Below are 12,846 nucleotides of genomic sequence, written 5' to 3'. Positions count from 1 at the left end.
AAAAAGGAAGAATGCGAAAGCGTTCTTCCTTTTCTGTCAGAAATAAGCGATAATCAAAATAACGGAAACAGATGAAAGCGAAGGAGTGGATGACATGATCCATCTAAACTGGAAGAACAATAAAGCAAATAAAAAGGTTGTTTGTCTTCACACAAATGCCAAAAAATATATGGTTGACCGTGTGTTGACTCCCGGAAAAACATACGACGTGATCAATGAAACCGAAGATTATTATTTTATCATTGACAACTCCGGCAAAGTGGGAGGATTTTATAAAGATTATTTTAAACTAGCGCAATAAAATCTCCTTGGCTGTTTCTTGAGGAGGGACAGAGCAAATGTACGTTTACACGGAACATGAAATTCGTACGGCAGATAAAGAAGCTGAACGAAACGGACTCTCTCCAATTGTTTTAATGGAAAATGCAGGAAGGTCTTTATTCGATAAAGCCGTTTCCTTTCTTAATAAAAATCAGCGCATTCTCGTTTTGGCGGGGAAAGGAAATAATGGCGGAGATGGAATTGTTTTATTCCGTTATCTGAAACTGAACGGTTTCCAAGCTGAACTTGCTTTTCCTCTTGGACTGCCGAAAAGCGATTGCGCCAAACATCATTTTTCCTATGTTCAACAAATCGGCTTGGACACAGTGAAGGAAAGAGAATATGAAAAAAAACACTATGATGTGATCATTGATGCATTATTAGGGGTGGGGACAAAACATCCGCTTAAGGATGATGTCAAGAAACTCATTGAGTTGATCAACAAGAAAGATGCTTTTGTTATTTCTATTGACCTCCCAACGGGCGTTTTGGCGGATAGCGGGGAGGTATCTACCGCGGTTAAGGCTGATTTGACGATTAGCTTGCACGGTTTTAAACGTTCGGCCTTTCTCCTTCCTTCCTCATCCTATTATGGACATAAAGAAGTTGTTTCAATAGGACTGACACAAAAGGGGAAGTGGAAAGTATGGACGGAACAGGACGTCAAGCGGACTTGGCCGGTGTTTCCCACCTTTTCCCATAAAGGTACATTTGGCACTGGATATATTATTGCCGGCAGCGATGAAATGCCAGGCAGCGCTCTTCTTGCGGCCAAAGGAGCTGTGCGGGCGGGAATCGGAAAACTGGTCGTTGGAACGACTCGGTTTGCCGCTTCTGTCATTGCCGGGGAAGTACCTGAAGCAACGTATAAGCTTGATGGGCTTCAAAAAGCTGGAAAAGACGATTTTCCTCCCAAAATATCGGTTTGTGCCATCGGACCTGGTATTATTCCCGGAAAAGAGGCGGAAAAAGCGGTGCAAGCCGTTCTGAAAACAGATTTGCCTGTTATACTTGATGCCGGAGCCCTCAGCAAAAGAAATTATCCGAAAGAGCGAAAAAAACCGATTGTACTGACGCCGCATCCAGGAGAATTCAGCCGTTTGACAGGTTTATCAGTTGAAGAAATTCAACAGCAACGCATCGAATATGCATCAAAGTTCGCAACAGAAGAAAATGTCATCGTCGTGTTGAAAGGGCAGTATACAGTTATTGCGTTTCCGGATGAAACTGGAATCATTCAAACAACAGGCAACATCGCCCTTGGAAAAGGCGGTAGCGGCGATGTATTAACAGGGATGATTACAGCCTTCTTATCCTTTTATCAAGATGAAAAAGCCGCCGTTGCAAATGCCGTTTATTTGCATGGTTTATGCGCCGATTATTATGTGAAAGACAAAGCCGCCAGGACGATGTTGGCAAGCGACATTCCAGATTTATTGCCTCTTGTCATGAAAACTTTTGACTAGGAGGTTAAGCTTGTGCTTTCCCGTCCAATATTTTAATAAGGTTTCCAGGCCACTTTTCGTGCTGCATGAAATCGTTTTTCCACTTTCGGCCAATAAACGATTTTCCACCAATTCTCAATATATTTTGCCCGGTCGTTTTTATATTGCAAATAATAGGCATGTTCCCATACGTCCAACACTAAGAGGGGGATCACATCCCACTGGCTGAGATTTTGATGTTTTTCACTTTGCAAGATTTCCAGTCGGCGTGATCGGGGCGACCATACTAAGATGGCCCATCCTCCTCCTTCCACCGCCTTGGCCGCTTCTGTAAAATGCTTTTGAAAAGTAGCGAAGCTCCCAAATGATTCAGTGATGGCTCGCTTCAAAGCACCGGTCGGTTCTCCGCCGCCTTGCGGATTCATGATGTTCCAGAAAATTGTGTGCAAATAATGCCCGGCACCGTTAAAGGCGGCTTCCCGCTCCCAATGTTTGATCAAAGAAAAATCGCCGGATTTCCGCGCTTTTTCCATTTCCAACTCCGCCTTGTTTAAACCATCTACATAACTTTGGTGGTGTTTTGTGTGGTGAAGGCGCATGATTTCTTCTGAAATGTAAGGTTCAAGAGCATTGTACCGATATGGCAGCGGGGGCAGCTGATGTTTGCCGATTGGAACTGTTGAGGCTCTTTCCTCCTCTTCGAGATAAGAGCGGATATCATAATATAATTCGTTTGCCTTGTCAAATAATTGATGATCCGGCATCTCGCCCCCGCTGTTTAATTCTGATTGCAAACGATTGATTTTTTCTTCAAGATCCCTTGAAAAAGGTTGGGTTTGAATGACGTTTTTTAAAAGATCATCGCACCATTTTTTTAACTCGTTAGCATATGTTTCACTCAAAGCAAAACCCTCCTTTAGTTGATTGCCCAAGATACAATATGAATGGACAATGAAAAAAGTGAAAAAAGGAGAAAAGGGGAAAATTCAATGAAATGTAAAAAACTATAGTATTACATAAAAAAAGGACAGCTCTAAGTCGAACATCGACTTAAGAGACAGTCCCTTTTGAATTTGAAAAGAAAGGAGTTAGTTCAAGCGAACCCATACACTTTTAACTTCCGTATAGTTGTTCAAAGCATAAGATCCCATTTCACGGCCGATGCCGGATTGTTTATATCCACCAAATGGAGATGCGGCATCAAAAACATTGTAACAGTTGACCCATACCGTACCTGCTCTTAAGCGATTGGCAACATAATGAGCTTTCGCTACATCCCGTGTCCATAATCCGGCAGCCAACCCGTATTCGCTATTGTTCGCGCGTGCGATCACTTCATCCAAATCTTCAAAAGGCATTGCAGCAATAACAGGGCCAAAAATTTCTTCTTTCGCAATGGTCATTTGATCATCAACTGCCGCAAAAATGGTAGGTTCGACAAAATATCCTTTCTCAGACTGTGTCGTTCCACCTGTCAATACCTCCGCACCTTCTTCGATGCCTTTTTCAATGTAGTTGAGCACTCTCGTTTGCTGTTCTTCAGATACGAGCGGCCCCATTTCCGTTTCAGGATCAAGACCGAAGCCTTGACGTATATTTTTAGCATAGGAGGACATATCCGCTAATACATTGTCATAATGTTTTTTCTGAATAAATACACGTGAGCCTGCACAGCAAACTTGGCCTTGATTGAACATCACACCGTTTAAAGCTCCAGGAATCGCTTTGGAGAGATCAGCGTCGGGCAAAATGATATTCGGTGATTTTCCGCCTAATTCCAATGTTACGCGTTTTAACGACTGAGCAGCATTTTTCATAATGAGTTTGCCTACTTCAGTTGAGCCGGTAAAGGCAATTTTATCGATTAAAGGATGATTCACAATTGCTTGGCCAGCTGTTTCTCCAAAGCCGGGAACGATATTGACGACACCTGGCGGAAAACCTGCTTGGTCGATTAGTTCTGCCAAATATAATGCCGAAAGCGGTGTTTGTTCCGCAGGCTTCAAAACAACTGTGCAGCCTGTAGCAAGAGCTGCGCCGAGCTTCCACATGGCCATTAAAAGCGGAAAGTTCCACGGGATGATTTGGCCTACAACGCCTACTGGCTCGTGTCTCGTGTAATTGAAATACGGCCCGTTGACAGGAATCGTCTGGCCAACGATTTTAGTCGCCCAGCCGGCATAATAACGCATATGTTCGATGGCTAACGGAATATCGGCATTTCTCGTCTCTCTGATCGGTTTTCCGTTATCAAGTGTCTCAAGCTGTGCAAGTGCTTCTTTGTTTTCTTCCATTAAATCGGCAAGCCTGTACATCAACCGGCTTCTTTCTGCCGCCGTCATCTTTGACCACGGACCGTTGTCAAATGCTGCTCTTGCGGCACGAACAGCTCTGTCAATGTCCTCTTGTTCAGCTTCGTAAACGGTTGCAAGAACTTCTCCTGTGGCGGGATTCGGTGTATCAAATGTTTTGCCGGAGATGCTTTCACGAAATTCACCATTGATGTACAATCTTTTTTTTCCTTTCAAAAATTCAGCGACCTTTCCATCAACATTTGCGATTAACTGACTCATCCATCATCCTCCTATTTTTTTATTCGTTTGCGAATCTGGATGAAAAACCAAGTCATCATTATGATAATAGAAAATTTAGAATTTTTCAACTTATATATACAATATTGATTATAATTTTTTGGCAAATGATAATTTCAGTCATGAAGACAAACTGTTTTGGAATATTCGTATAAAGAAATGTTTAAAAATGAGGTGATGGCTTTGAGCGGAAAACAGTCAAAAGGGTTTAGTGCAATGAAGTCATATCGTCCGTTTCGCGGCCGCTACGATCCGTGCAGACCGATAGGAGTAAAATATTATTCAACACCGCCCAATCTTTATCTTGGGTTTCAGCCTCCCAATCTTAAACAATTTCCACCGAAAGAGGCTTTAATGAAAGGAACGCTTTGGAAAATTTTATATGATTATTACGAAAATCCGTACGAACATAAAGGGAGGTCAAAGGAATGAAAGTGCTTCCTCAAGAGTATTATCAGCTTCTTGAGGACATTCAAGCGGCTGACTTTGTCCTTGTTGAACTTCAACTTTATCTGGATACTCATCCAAACGATATGGAGGCGATCCAACAGTTCAATCAATATGCCCAATATTCGAAGCAATTAAAGCAAATATTTGAAGGTAAATTCGGTGCTTTGCAGCAGTTCGGAAACAGCTTTGCCGACCCAAACTGGAGTTGGGGCACAATGCCTTGGCCGTGGCAAGTTTAATTTTATCAGGTTAAGATGAAAGGAGAACAACGATGTGGTTTTATGAGAAGAAACTGCAATATCCTGTAAAAGTAAGTACGTGTAATCCCCGATTGGCAAAATATTTAATTGAACAATACGGGGGAGCAGATGGCGAGCTTGCTGCAGCTCTGCGCTACTTAAATCAAAGATACACGATTCCTGATAAAGTAATCGGGCTTTTAACGGATATCGGCACTGAAGAATTTGCCCATCTTGAAATGATTGCAACAATGGTCTACAAATTAACAAAAGATGCCACACCTGAGCAGTTAAAAGAAGCTGGCTTAGGCGAACATTATGTCAATCATGACGGAGCGTTATATTATCAAAATGCAGCAGGTGTTCCGTGGACGGCTGCATATATACAAGCAAAAGGAGATCCGATTGCAGATCTTTACGAAGACATTGCGGCGGAAGAAAAGGCGCGAGCGACTTATCAATGGATTATCGACTTGTCGGATGATCCGGATTTAAATGACGGTCTGCGCTTTTTGCGGGAAAGAGAAGTAGTTCATTCACAGCGGTTCCGGGAAGCGGTCGAAATTTTAAAAGAAGAGAGAGACCGAAAAAAGTTTTTTTAACAGGGAGGAAGAGGACAAATAATCTGAAAGTTTATGGGATTGGAATGCGAAATCAAATTCAATCTTTGATTATGGAAATATTTGTATGGTGGGAATGGCACCGATGCCGCTGCATTGGTGCATTTTTTATAAAAAACAATGTTCTAAAAGAAAAAAAACAATTTATTTTTCCATCAGCTTATATTAAGATAGAAATGAAAAGGCTTTAGAATTTTTGAAGTTTACATAATTATATTATTGTTGAAAAGGGAGTTGCGTAGATGGGGGAAAAGAGAAAACCGAGCGGTTTTTTATTAAAACAGCGCGCATTTTTAAAATTATATTTAATTACTATGACGGAAAAGAAACGGCTTTACGGTCTGAAAATATTGGACGAGCTTAGAGAAGAGTTTCGTCCGTTCGGGTACAGGCCGAATCATTCAGAGCTTTACAAAGCCCTACATGATTTAATAAAAGAGGGTATATTAAGACAAGTGAAAAGAAAAAAAGAAGGAACAGAGTTTCAAGAGGTCGTTTATTATCAGTTCGTAGATTATGAAAAAGCAAAAAAATATAAAAGACAGCTAAAAGCGGAACTTGATCGTTCAAAAGCGATCATTGAAAAGGCATTGAAGGATAATTATTGATAGTGTTGGAGGTGTATGATGAAACGGTTGAAGCAAAAGCTGGAACAAATGGACGGCAGGGGCTACAAGGCTTATAAAGATCTTCAAGGTTCCTACCTGTTCCCGGATTTTCAACTGCACATTGATCATGTGCAAGGAGATCCCTTTGCTGCGCCTTCGAAAATTCGCGTACAGATCCCCAAAAAGCAAACGGCATTTTCCGAAGAATGGACAAATAGTCATGCAAGAAAAGTCCGCTGTGAAGATTTAATCGTTCGCGCTGTTTACAAAGAAATTTTGAAAATGAAGGAGGCGCGAAACGGATCCGGAAAGAGCGGGCTGATCATGATTGATAAACCGAGTCAAAAAGTGCTGGAACGGACGGCAGCGCAAATCGATGAAAGTGCTATAACAATTTGTCTGTCCGTTGGCTTGCCGGCGAAAGGAAGAAGAATTTTAGGAAAAGAAGCCAAAAAAATGCTGGTTGATATTATTCCTAGAATGATAAGCAATTCAGTTTATGCAATGGATGAAACACAAATCAAAAAAGCCGTCCAGCTTTGCGATCAGCAAGAAGCGATCCGAACATATTTAAAAGAACACGGATTGATCGCTTTTGTAGCCAACGGTTCGATTTTGCCGAGAGAGAGCGGGATAAGCGATCGGCCGCTGAAAACGGCCATCCCTTTTCAAAGCCCGAAAGAAATGGAAGTATCAATTCCTTTGCCGCATAAAAATGAGCCTATCAAAGGAATGGCAATTCCAAAAGGCATTACGATTATTGTCGGCGGAGGCTTTCATGGAAAAAGCACGTTGCTGAAGGCGCTTGAACATGGCGTGTACGATCATATAAAAGGCGATGGAAGGGAGTTTGTGCTGACGGACAAGACAGCATGCAAAATTCGGGCTGAAGACGGACGAAGCGTAAGGCAAGTCAATATTTCCCCTTTTATTCAAAACCTCCCGTACCAAAAAGAAACAAAAACGTTTACTACAGAAAATGCCAGCGGCAGTACATCACAAGCAGCCAATATTATGGAAATGTTGGAAGCGGGTGCAAAAACGCTTTTAATGGATGAGGATACGTGTGCAACGAATTTTATGATACGGGATGCAAGAATGCAAGCATTAATTCATAAAGAACAAGAACCGATCACACCTTTTATTGATAAAGTTGCACAGCTGAAAAACGATTATCATGTTTCCATCGTTCTTGTCATGGGCGGTTCCGGCGATTATTTTTCGGTTGCTGATCAGGTTGTGAAAATGGAACATTTTCTACCTTATGATGTGACGGAAGAAGCGAAATCCATTGCCAAAAAAATTCAGACGGGAAGGCAGCTTGAAGGAGGTAAAGCTTTTGGCGTATACTCGCCGCGCATCCCATTGCCAGGAAGTTTCGACAGCAGGATAGGGAAAAAACATAAAATCGCCTGTCGTTCCGATGAAATCCAATACGGCATCAACACAATCGATCTCTCTGCCATTGAGCAGCTAGTGGACGAAAGCCAAGTAAGAATGATCGGCGAAATCTTATTTTACTTTGAACGGACAGGTATTTTAAACCGGAATTTAACCATCTCACAACTTTTAGATTTGGTTGAGGAAAAAATGAAACGGGAGGGACTTCATACTTTTTCTGCACACAAAGGACATCCTGGAGAACTGGCTTTTGTTCGGAGGTTTGAATTGGCCGCAGCAATAAACCGACTGAAAACGTTAAATACTCGTTCATTAGCGGAATAAAAAAAGAAGGAGCTCCAGAAAAACTCCTCCTGAAAAATAACTTAATTCACACGCGCTTCCTGTTTTTGTCGCTTGTTCGTCCGGTTTTTTTCTTTGACGTAATCCTTCCAAACAAAAGCCATGACAATGAGAAAACAAATACTTGATATTTGGAAAATGGCGCCAATACTCATCATGGATGATAAAAATCCTAAGATTATTGCACTGACGCCGATTCCGCTGTCAATGGCTGAATAATACATTCCATTGGCGATCCCGCGGCGATCTTCCGGGGTTTTCGACAGAACCCATGATTGAAGAGCAGGCATTAACGACCCGTAACCTGCTCCAAACAAAATGCCTGCCAATATAAGCATGCCGACAGAATACGTGAAGGATAAAATCCAGAGCGCTGCAAAGGTTAACAAGGCACAAACAATTGTAAGAGCCCACGGACCGTTTCGATCAAACCATTTTCCGGAAATAGGGCGAACCGCTGTTGCACTGAGAGCATTGCTTAAATAATATAAAAAAATTTGGTCAATTCCTCGTTCTTGGCCAAAGATGACGATGAATGTGATGATTCCGCCATATCCAAAAGAAGATAAAAATGTAAGTAAAGCCGGGAAACGCCCATGTTTGTCTATAAGAGAATTCATAAAGGAAAAATCTTTTACATTAAATGTTTTCTCTTGAACCGATTTTGGCGTTCGATATTGAACGGTTAATAGAGCGGCAACAGCCAACATTCCTAAAATGGCAGAGCCGTAAATCAAAGGTTTAAACCCAAAATGTTGGTAAATTAAGATGCCGACACTTGGAGCGACAATCATCCCAATGGTAATGGATAGACCGTAATAACCCATGCCTTCTCCGATTCTTTTGACAGGAACGAGTTCAACTGCAACGGTTCCATTTGCCGTTGTCGACCATCCCCATGCCAATCCGTGCAAAAAACGGATTAGCAAAAAGACGAAGATGACGGATGTCCAAGAATAAGATAAAGTTAAAATCAATAAAATAACGGCTCCTAAAATAACAAGCCATTTGCGTGTTGCGGATTCAAGAATAAAGCCAATTATCGGGCGGATCAAGACGGCAGCAATGGAAAATAAGGTCGTAACAAGTCCGATTTCAATTTCATCAGCCCCGATTGCTTTGGCTTGAGGCGGCAAGGTGGGAAGAAGCATCTGGAAGCTCATGAAAACAAATAAATTTCCGATAACTAATAAGGTAAATGATTTCGTCCAAAGCGGCGGCATATCGGAATGGCTGACCCGCTTATTCATGGAAGCAAAACACCTCCTAAATGATTAAAAACATGAAAATTTAGCCTTGCGAAAGATTACAGCTACTTCATTATACAAATTTTTCAAAGGAACTCAAGTTTTTTACATGGAAAAAGCCGATTTTCTTTCAAAGTTCAAAGAAAATCGGCTTTTTTAGTTATTGATTCGTCGGTATCAGGTTCGATAGTTGGCTGTTTTTCAACTGCTGTTTGAACGGTTTTAGAATATTGGCAAGGGAATTTTGGCGTTTTGCCATGCCGTATATCGCTGCTGCACCAATTCCGGCCAGAGTAAGCCACATAAAGGTTTGATTTTGCCGACGGTTGGTAAACATGGATCGTTTTCTGCCCATATTGAAGAGGGATCCCATTTGTTTCATGATGAAAGCACCTCTTTAGCGTGGTGTTTGGAAGAAAAACTTCCAACATTCATATTTTCAATTGGCCATCTTCTTTTTATGAATAACACTTTATTCCATGAAGAGGTTTTAACTTCTAATTGCATTTTTGACCTTCATATATTGGTACAGAGGAGGGGATCCCATTTGTTGTACAAAAGATGGAAACGGCGGCGCAGACGTGGACCTTTGCCATTGAAACATGTGCTGCTTATCTCGTTTATTTTGTTCAATGTTTTGACCGCATACAGTTTATGGTTTATCAATCGAGTGATTGAACCGACGTTAATCAACATTGCGGAAACGAATACTCGGCAAGTTGCTGAACATGCGATCCAAGATGCGGTATCAAAAATCATTACAGAAGATCTAGATATGAATGAATTAATCATCATTCGCGATGATAAAGCAAATGAGTCGAAAAGCTACAGTTTTAACTCACAGCTTTTCAACCGTCTTATTTCAGATGCTTCCCTGCATATCCAAAAATATTTAAACGGTGATATTGAAAAGGAATTAAAAGACATGGATGAAGTGAATGTTTACAAAAATCCGAATGGAAAAGGATTAATGTATCACATTCCCCTCGGTTTAGTGACGGATAATGCCCTTTTGGCCAATTTAGGTCCAAAAGTTCCGATAAGTTTTGAGATGATCGGTTCTGTTAATTCAGATATTGAAACAAAATATCATGAAATGGGCATTAACAACGCCTATTTGGAAATTTATATGCATATTGAAGTGAAAATGAATGTGATCGTTCCCTCTTTCAAAAAAAACATGGTAATTAAAAATTCAGTGAAAATAGGGGATTTATTTATTGAAGGAGATGTTCCACAATTTTACAACCATGGAGGGTCCGTCATTCCTCCTGCCATTACGCCATCAAAGGATGAAGGAAAATAAAAAATACCATTTTAAATTTTGTAATTTAGGAAATATTAAATATGACAAAAATAATAAGGAGGAATTTATTGTGACTGTTTCAACACAAATCCAGCAAACTTTGGCAGGTTTAAAAAGTGCCCAAGCAAATTTTGAAACGTTTGCATTGCAAACAGAAAATAAGCAAGCAAAACAAATGTATCAGCAAGCTGCCCAGCAAACACAATCGATCGTTGATATGATCAATTCCCGGATGCAGCAAGTCCAACATGAAGAGCCGCAATATAAGCAACAATGATAAGGTTGGTTTTCGCCAACCTTATTGTTGCAAAAAAGAGGCTGCCATTCGGATATTGATGGTCATATCAATGATTGCTGCCGCCTTTGCTGGATGTCAAGAGAGAGAAGGGACGAATGAACGATCGATAAAACCGTCAGATATAAGCTATTGGAACAATACTGCCCCTTTTGATCAGTCTCCCAGCATGAAAGCAAAACAAATTGCCTCCGGTTATGATGGGGTTTTAGATGTTGAAAGCATCAATACGGATCAAGATTTATTAGTTGTTTTTAAACTCGAGCATATGAAGCGTTTTCAGTTAAAACAAATGGAAAAGAAATTAAAAAAAAGGCTTGAAAAAACATTTTCAAAGCACCGTCTTACCGTATCAAGCGACATGAAGATATATTTGGAAACAGAAAAAATTGCTAAAGATTTAAACGTCTTAAACAAAAAGGAGATGAAACAAAAAATTGAAAAAATTGTTAAGCTCAGCAAAGAACAGACATAAGAAGGTGTTTTAAAGATGGCCAATGAAAAAAGGAAAAATCAGACAAAAGTGATGCAAGATTACTATCAATTGGAGAAAAAAAACGAAACGAAACCACCCGTCATTAAAAACTGCGTAAAAGCCTTTATTGTTGGGGGAATCATTTGCTCAATCGGACAAGCCATTCAATGGATTTACATTTATTTTTTTAATTTTACTGAGCAAACGGCCGGAAATCCGACTGTTGCCACGATGATTTTTCTTTCGATGCTTTTGACTGGCTTTGGAGTTTACGACAGAATTGCTCAATTTGGCGGAGCAGGAAGTGCAGTTCCTGTAACTGGTTTTGGCAATGCTGTTATTTCCGCGGCTATTGAGCACCGAACAGAAGGATTTGTCCTCGGAGTTGGAGGCAACATGTTTAAGCTGGCCGGATCGGTTATTTTGTTTGGAACTTTTTCGGCTTTTGTTGTCGCACTGATTCGAACGATTCTCGTGAAATGGGGTGGTTTTTAATGCTAAAAGGGCATCGCACGTGGGTTTTTGCCAATCGGCCTGTGATCGTATCAGCGGCGACTGTCGGCGGTCCTTTTGAAGCAAACGGGAGACTTTCGGAAGATTTTGACCTTTTGCATGAAGACTTATGGTTGGGGGAAGATTCGTACGAAAAAGCACATAAAGTTTTGTTGGAAGAAGCCTTTTTCAAAGCGATGGAGAAGGCAAATATTGAAAAAGAAATGGTTGACTTCATTATTTGCGGCGATTTGGTCAATCAGATTACTCCTTCAAGCTTTGCTGCCAGAACACTTGGAAACCCGTTTCTCGGAATTTTTGGCGCTTGTTCAACTTCAATGGAGGGATTGGCATTAAGCGCTTTTATCATAAACTATGGCGGCGCTAAATTTTTATTAACTGGTGCTTCCAGTCATAATGCGGCGATTGAAAAACAATTTCGTTATCCGACCGAATATGGCGGGCAAAAACCGCCAACTGCGCAATGGACTGTCACGGGTGCAGGAGTTGCGCTGTTAAGCAATGAAGGAAAAGGACCTTATGTCACATCTGCAACGATTGGAAGAGTGGTAGACCTTGGAATGTCTGATCCGTTTAATATGGGTGGAGCGATGGCTCCTGCAGCAGTTGATACAATCGAGGCTCATTTCAGGGATTTAAACATTGATTCATCTTATTATGATTTAATTGTCACAGGAGACTTAGGAAAAATAGGACGAGAAATTGCCCTTGATCTGTTTGCGAAAAACGGAACAGGCATGGATGAAAGCAAATTTCAAGATTGCGGTTTAATGATTTACAGAGAGGGACAGCCTGTATTATCCGGGGCAAGCGGCGCCGGGTGCTCAGCTGTCGTCGTATATGGACATTTGTTAAATCGAATGAAAAAGGGTGAATTTCGCCGAATTCTTGCTGTCGCAACGGGGGCTTTGCTGTCGCCGTTGACCTATCAACAAAAGGAAACAATTCCGTGCATTGCCCATGCAGTATCGATTGAGTTCAGGGGGTGAATGG

General features: G+C 41.1%; 16 protein-coding genes. 12 read left to right on the top strand and 4 right to left on the bottom strand.

Features of this window, described 5'->3' with window-relative positions:
* Nucleotides 1-94: 94 nt before the first annotated feature.
* Both AC0KTX_RS05045 and AC0KTX_RS05040 read left to right on the top strand, forming a co-directional pair.
* Nucleotides 95-301 carry a DUF6501 family protein gene (locus tag AC0KTX_RS05045; RefSeq protein ID WP_474251149.1) on the top strand — a complete coding sequence of 69 codons (207 nt, stop codon included), beginning with the start codon at nt 95-97 and terminating at the stop codon, nt 299-301.
* A gap of 37 nt (nt 302-338) precedes the next feature.
* Nucleotides 339-1,787: an NAD(P)H-hydrate dehydratase gene (locus tag AC0KTX_RS05040; protein ID WP_474251148.1), complete on the top strand. Its 1,449-nt coding sequence runs from the start codon at nt 339-341 to the stop codon at nt 1,785-1,787.
* A gap of 32 nt (nt 1,788-1,819) precedes the next feature.
* Here the strand turns inward: AC0KTX_RS05040 and AC0KTX_RS05035 are convergent, their stop codons facing one another.
* Both AC0KTX_RS05035 and AC0KTX_RS05030 read right to left on the bottom strand, forming a co-directional pair.
* Nucleotides 1,820-2,668: a superoxide dismutase gene (locus AC0KTX_RS05035; protein WP_474251147.1), complete on the bottom strand. Its 849-nt coding sequence runs from the start codon at nt 2,666-2,668 to the stop codon at nt 1,820-1,822.
* Nucleotides 2,669-2,854: 186 nt separating this feature from the next.
* Nucleotides 2,855-4,339: an aldehyde dehydrogenase family protein gene (locus tag AC0KTX_RS05030; protein WP_474251146.1), complete on the bottom strand. Its 1,485-nt coding sequence runs from the start codon at nt 4,337-4,339 to the stop codon at nt 2,855-2,857.
* Nucleotides 4,340-4,573: 234 nt separating this feature from the next.
* On the opposite strand from AC0KTX_RS05030, the gene AC0KTX_RS05025 reads away from it, so the two are divergent.
* The 5 genes from AC0KTX_RS05025 (at nt 4,574) to AC0KTX_RS05005 (ending at nt 7,999) form a co-directional block, all read left to right on the top strand.
* On the top strand, nt 4,574-4,789 hold the full coding sequence (locus AC0KTX_RS05025) for a spore coat associated protein CotJA (RefSeq protein WP_474251246.1): 216 nt from the start codon (nt 4,574-4,576) through the stop codon (nt 4,787-4,789).
* The gene (locus AC0KTX_RS05020; protein ID WP_474251145.1) at nt 4,786-5,046 is read left to right on the top strand and encodes a spore coat protein CotJB; all 261 of its coding nucleotides are present in this window, start codon (nt 4,786-4,788) and stop codon (nt 5,044-5,046) included. Before AC0KTX_RS05025 ends, AC0KTX_RS05020 begins: the two co-directional genes overlap by 4 nt.
* A 32-nt stretch (nt 5,047-5,078) precedes the next feature.
* Nucleotides 5,079-5,648 carry a spore coat protein CotJC gene (gene cotJC, locus AC0KTX_RS05015; protein WP_474251144.1) on the top strand — a complete coding sequence of 190 codons (570 nt, stop codon included), beginning with the start codon at nt 5,079-5,081 and terminating at the stop codon, nt 5,646-5,648.
* Between the two features lie 260 nt (nt 5,649-5,908).
* A complete protein-coding gene (locus AC0KTX_RS05010; protein WP_474251143.1) occupies nt 5,909-6,274 on the top strand; it encodes a replication termination protein in 366 nt (121 codons plus the stop codon).
* Between the two features lie 18 nt (nt 6,275-6,292).
* Nucleotides 6,293-7,999, top strand: a complete 1,707-nt coding sequence (locus AC0KTX_RS05005; protein ID WP_474251142.1) for an ABC-ATPase domain-containing protein — start codon at nt 6,293-6,295, stop codon at nt 7,997-7,999.
* A gap of 41 nt (nt 8,000-8,040) precedes the next feature.
* Here the strand turns inward: AC0KTX_RS05005 and AC0KTX_RS05000 are convergent, their stop codons facing one another.
* A complete protein-coding gene (locus AC0KTX_RS05000) occupies nt 8,041-9,267 on the bottom strand; it encodes an MFS transporter (RefSeq protein ID WP_474251141.1) in 1,227 nt (408 codons plus the stop codon).
* A gap of 157 nt (nt 9,268-9,424) precedes the next feature.
* A complete protein-coding gene (locus AC0KTX_RS04995; RefSeq protein WP_474251140.1) occupies nt 9,425-9,646 on the bottom strand; it encodes a hypothetical protein in 222 nt (73 codons plus the stop codon).
* 168 nt (nt 9,647-9,814) lie between these two features.
* On the opposite strand from AC0KTX_RS04995, the gene yunB reads away from it, so the two are divergent.
* From yunB to spoVAD, 5 genes are all read left to right on the top strand, one after another.
* Nucleotides 9,815-10,570 carry a sporulation protein YunB gene (yunB, locus tag AC0KTX_RS04990; RefSeq protein ID WP_474251139.1) on the top strand — a complete coding sequence of 252 codons (756 nt, stop codon included), beginning with the start codon at nt 9,815-9,817 and terminating at the stop codon, nt 10,568-10,570.
* A gap of 70 nt (nt 10,571-10,640) precedes the next feature.
* A complete protein-coding gene (locus AC0KTX_RS04985; protein ID WP_474251138.1) occupies nt 10,641-10,847 on the top strand; it encodes a DUF1657 domain-containing protein in 207 nt (68 codons plus the stop codon).
* Entirely contained in the window at nt 10,819-11,340 is a 522-nt protein-coding gene (locus tag AC0KTX_RS04980; RefSeq protein ID WP_474251137.1) for a YhcN/YlaJ family sporulation lipoprotein, read from the top strand. Before AC0KTX_RS04985 ends, AC0KTX_RS04980 begins: the two co-directional genes overlap by 29 nt.
* 15 nt (nt 11,341-11,355) lie before the next feature.
* Complete coding sequence (gene spoVAC / locus AC0KTX_RS04975) at nt 11,356-11,835, top strand: stage V sporulation protein AC (RefSeq protein WP_474251136.1); 480 nt, start codon at nt 11,356-11,358, stop codon at nt 11,833-11,835.
* Nucleotides 11,835-12,842: a stage V sporulation protein AD gene (spoVAD, locus tag AC0KTX_RS04970; RefSeq protein WP_474251135.1), complete on the top strand. Its 1,008-nt coding sequence runs from the start codon at nt 11,835-11,837 to the stop codon at nt 12,840-12,842. Before spoVAC ends, spoVAD begins: the two co-directional genes overlap by 1 nt.
* Nucleotides 12,843-12,846 lie beyond the last annotated feature (4 nt).

It is taken from the genome of Aeribacillus sp. JST-2 (genome assembly GCF_056032925.1).
Note: the sequence above shows the minus strand (reverse complement) of the source record. Positions and strands in the feature narration are given on the sequence as shown.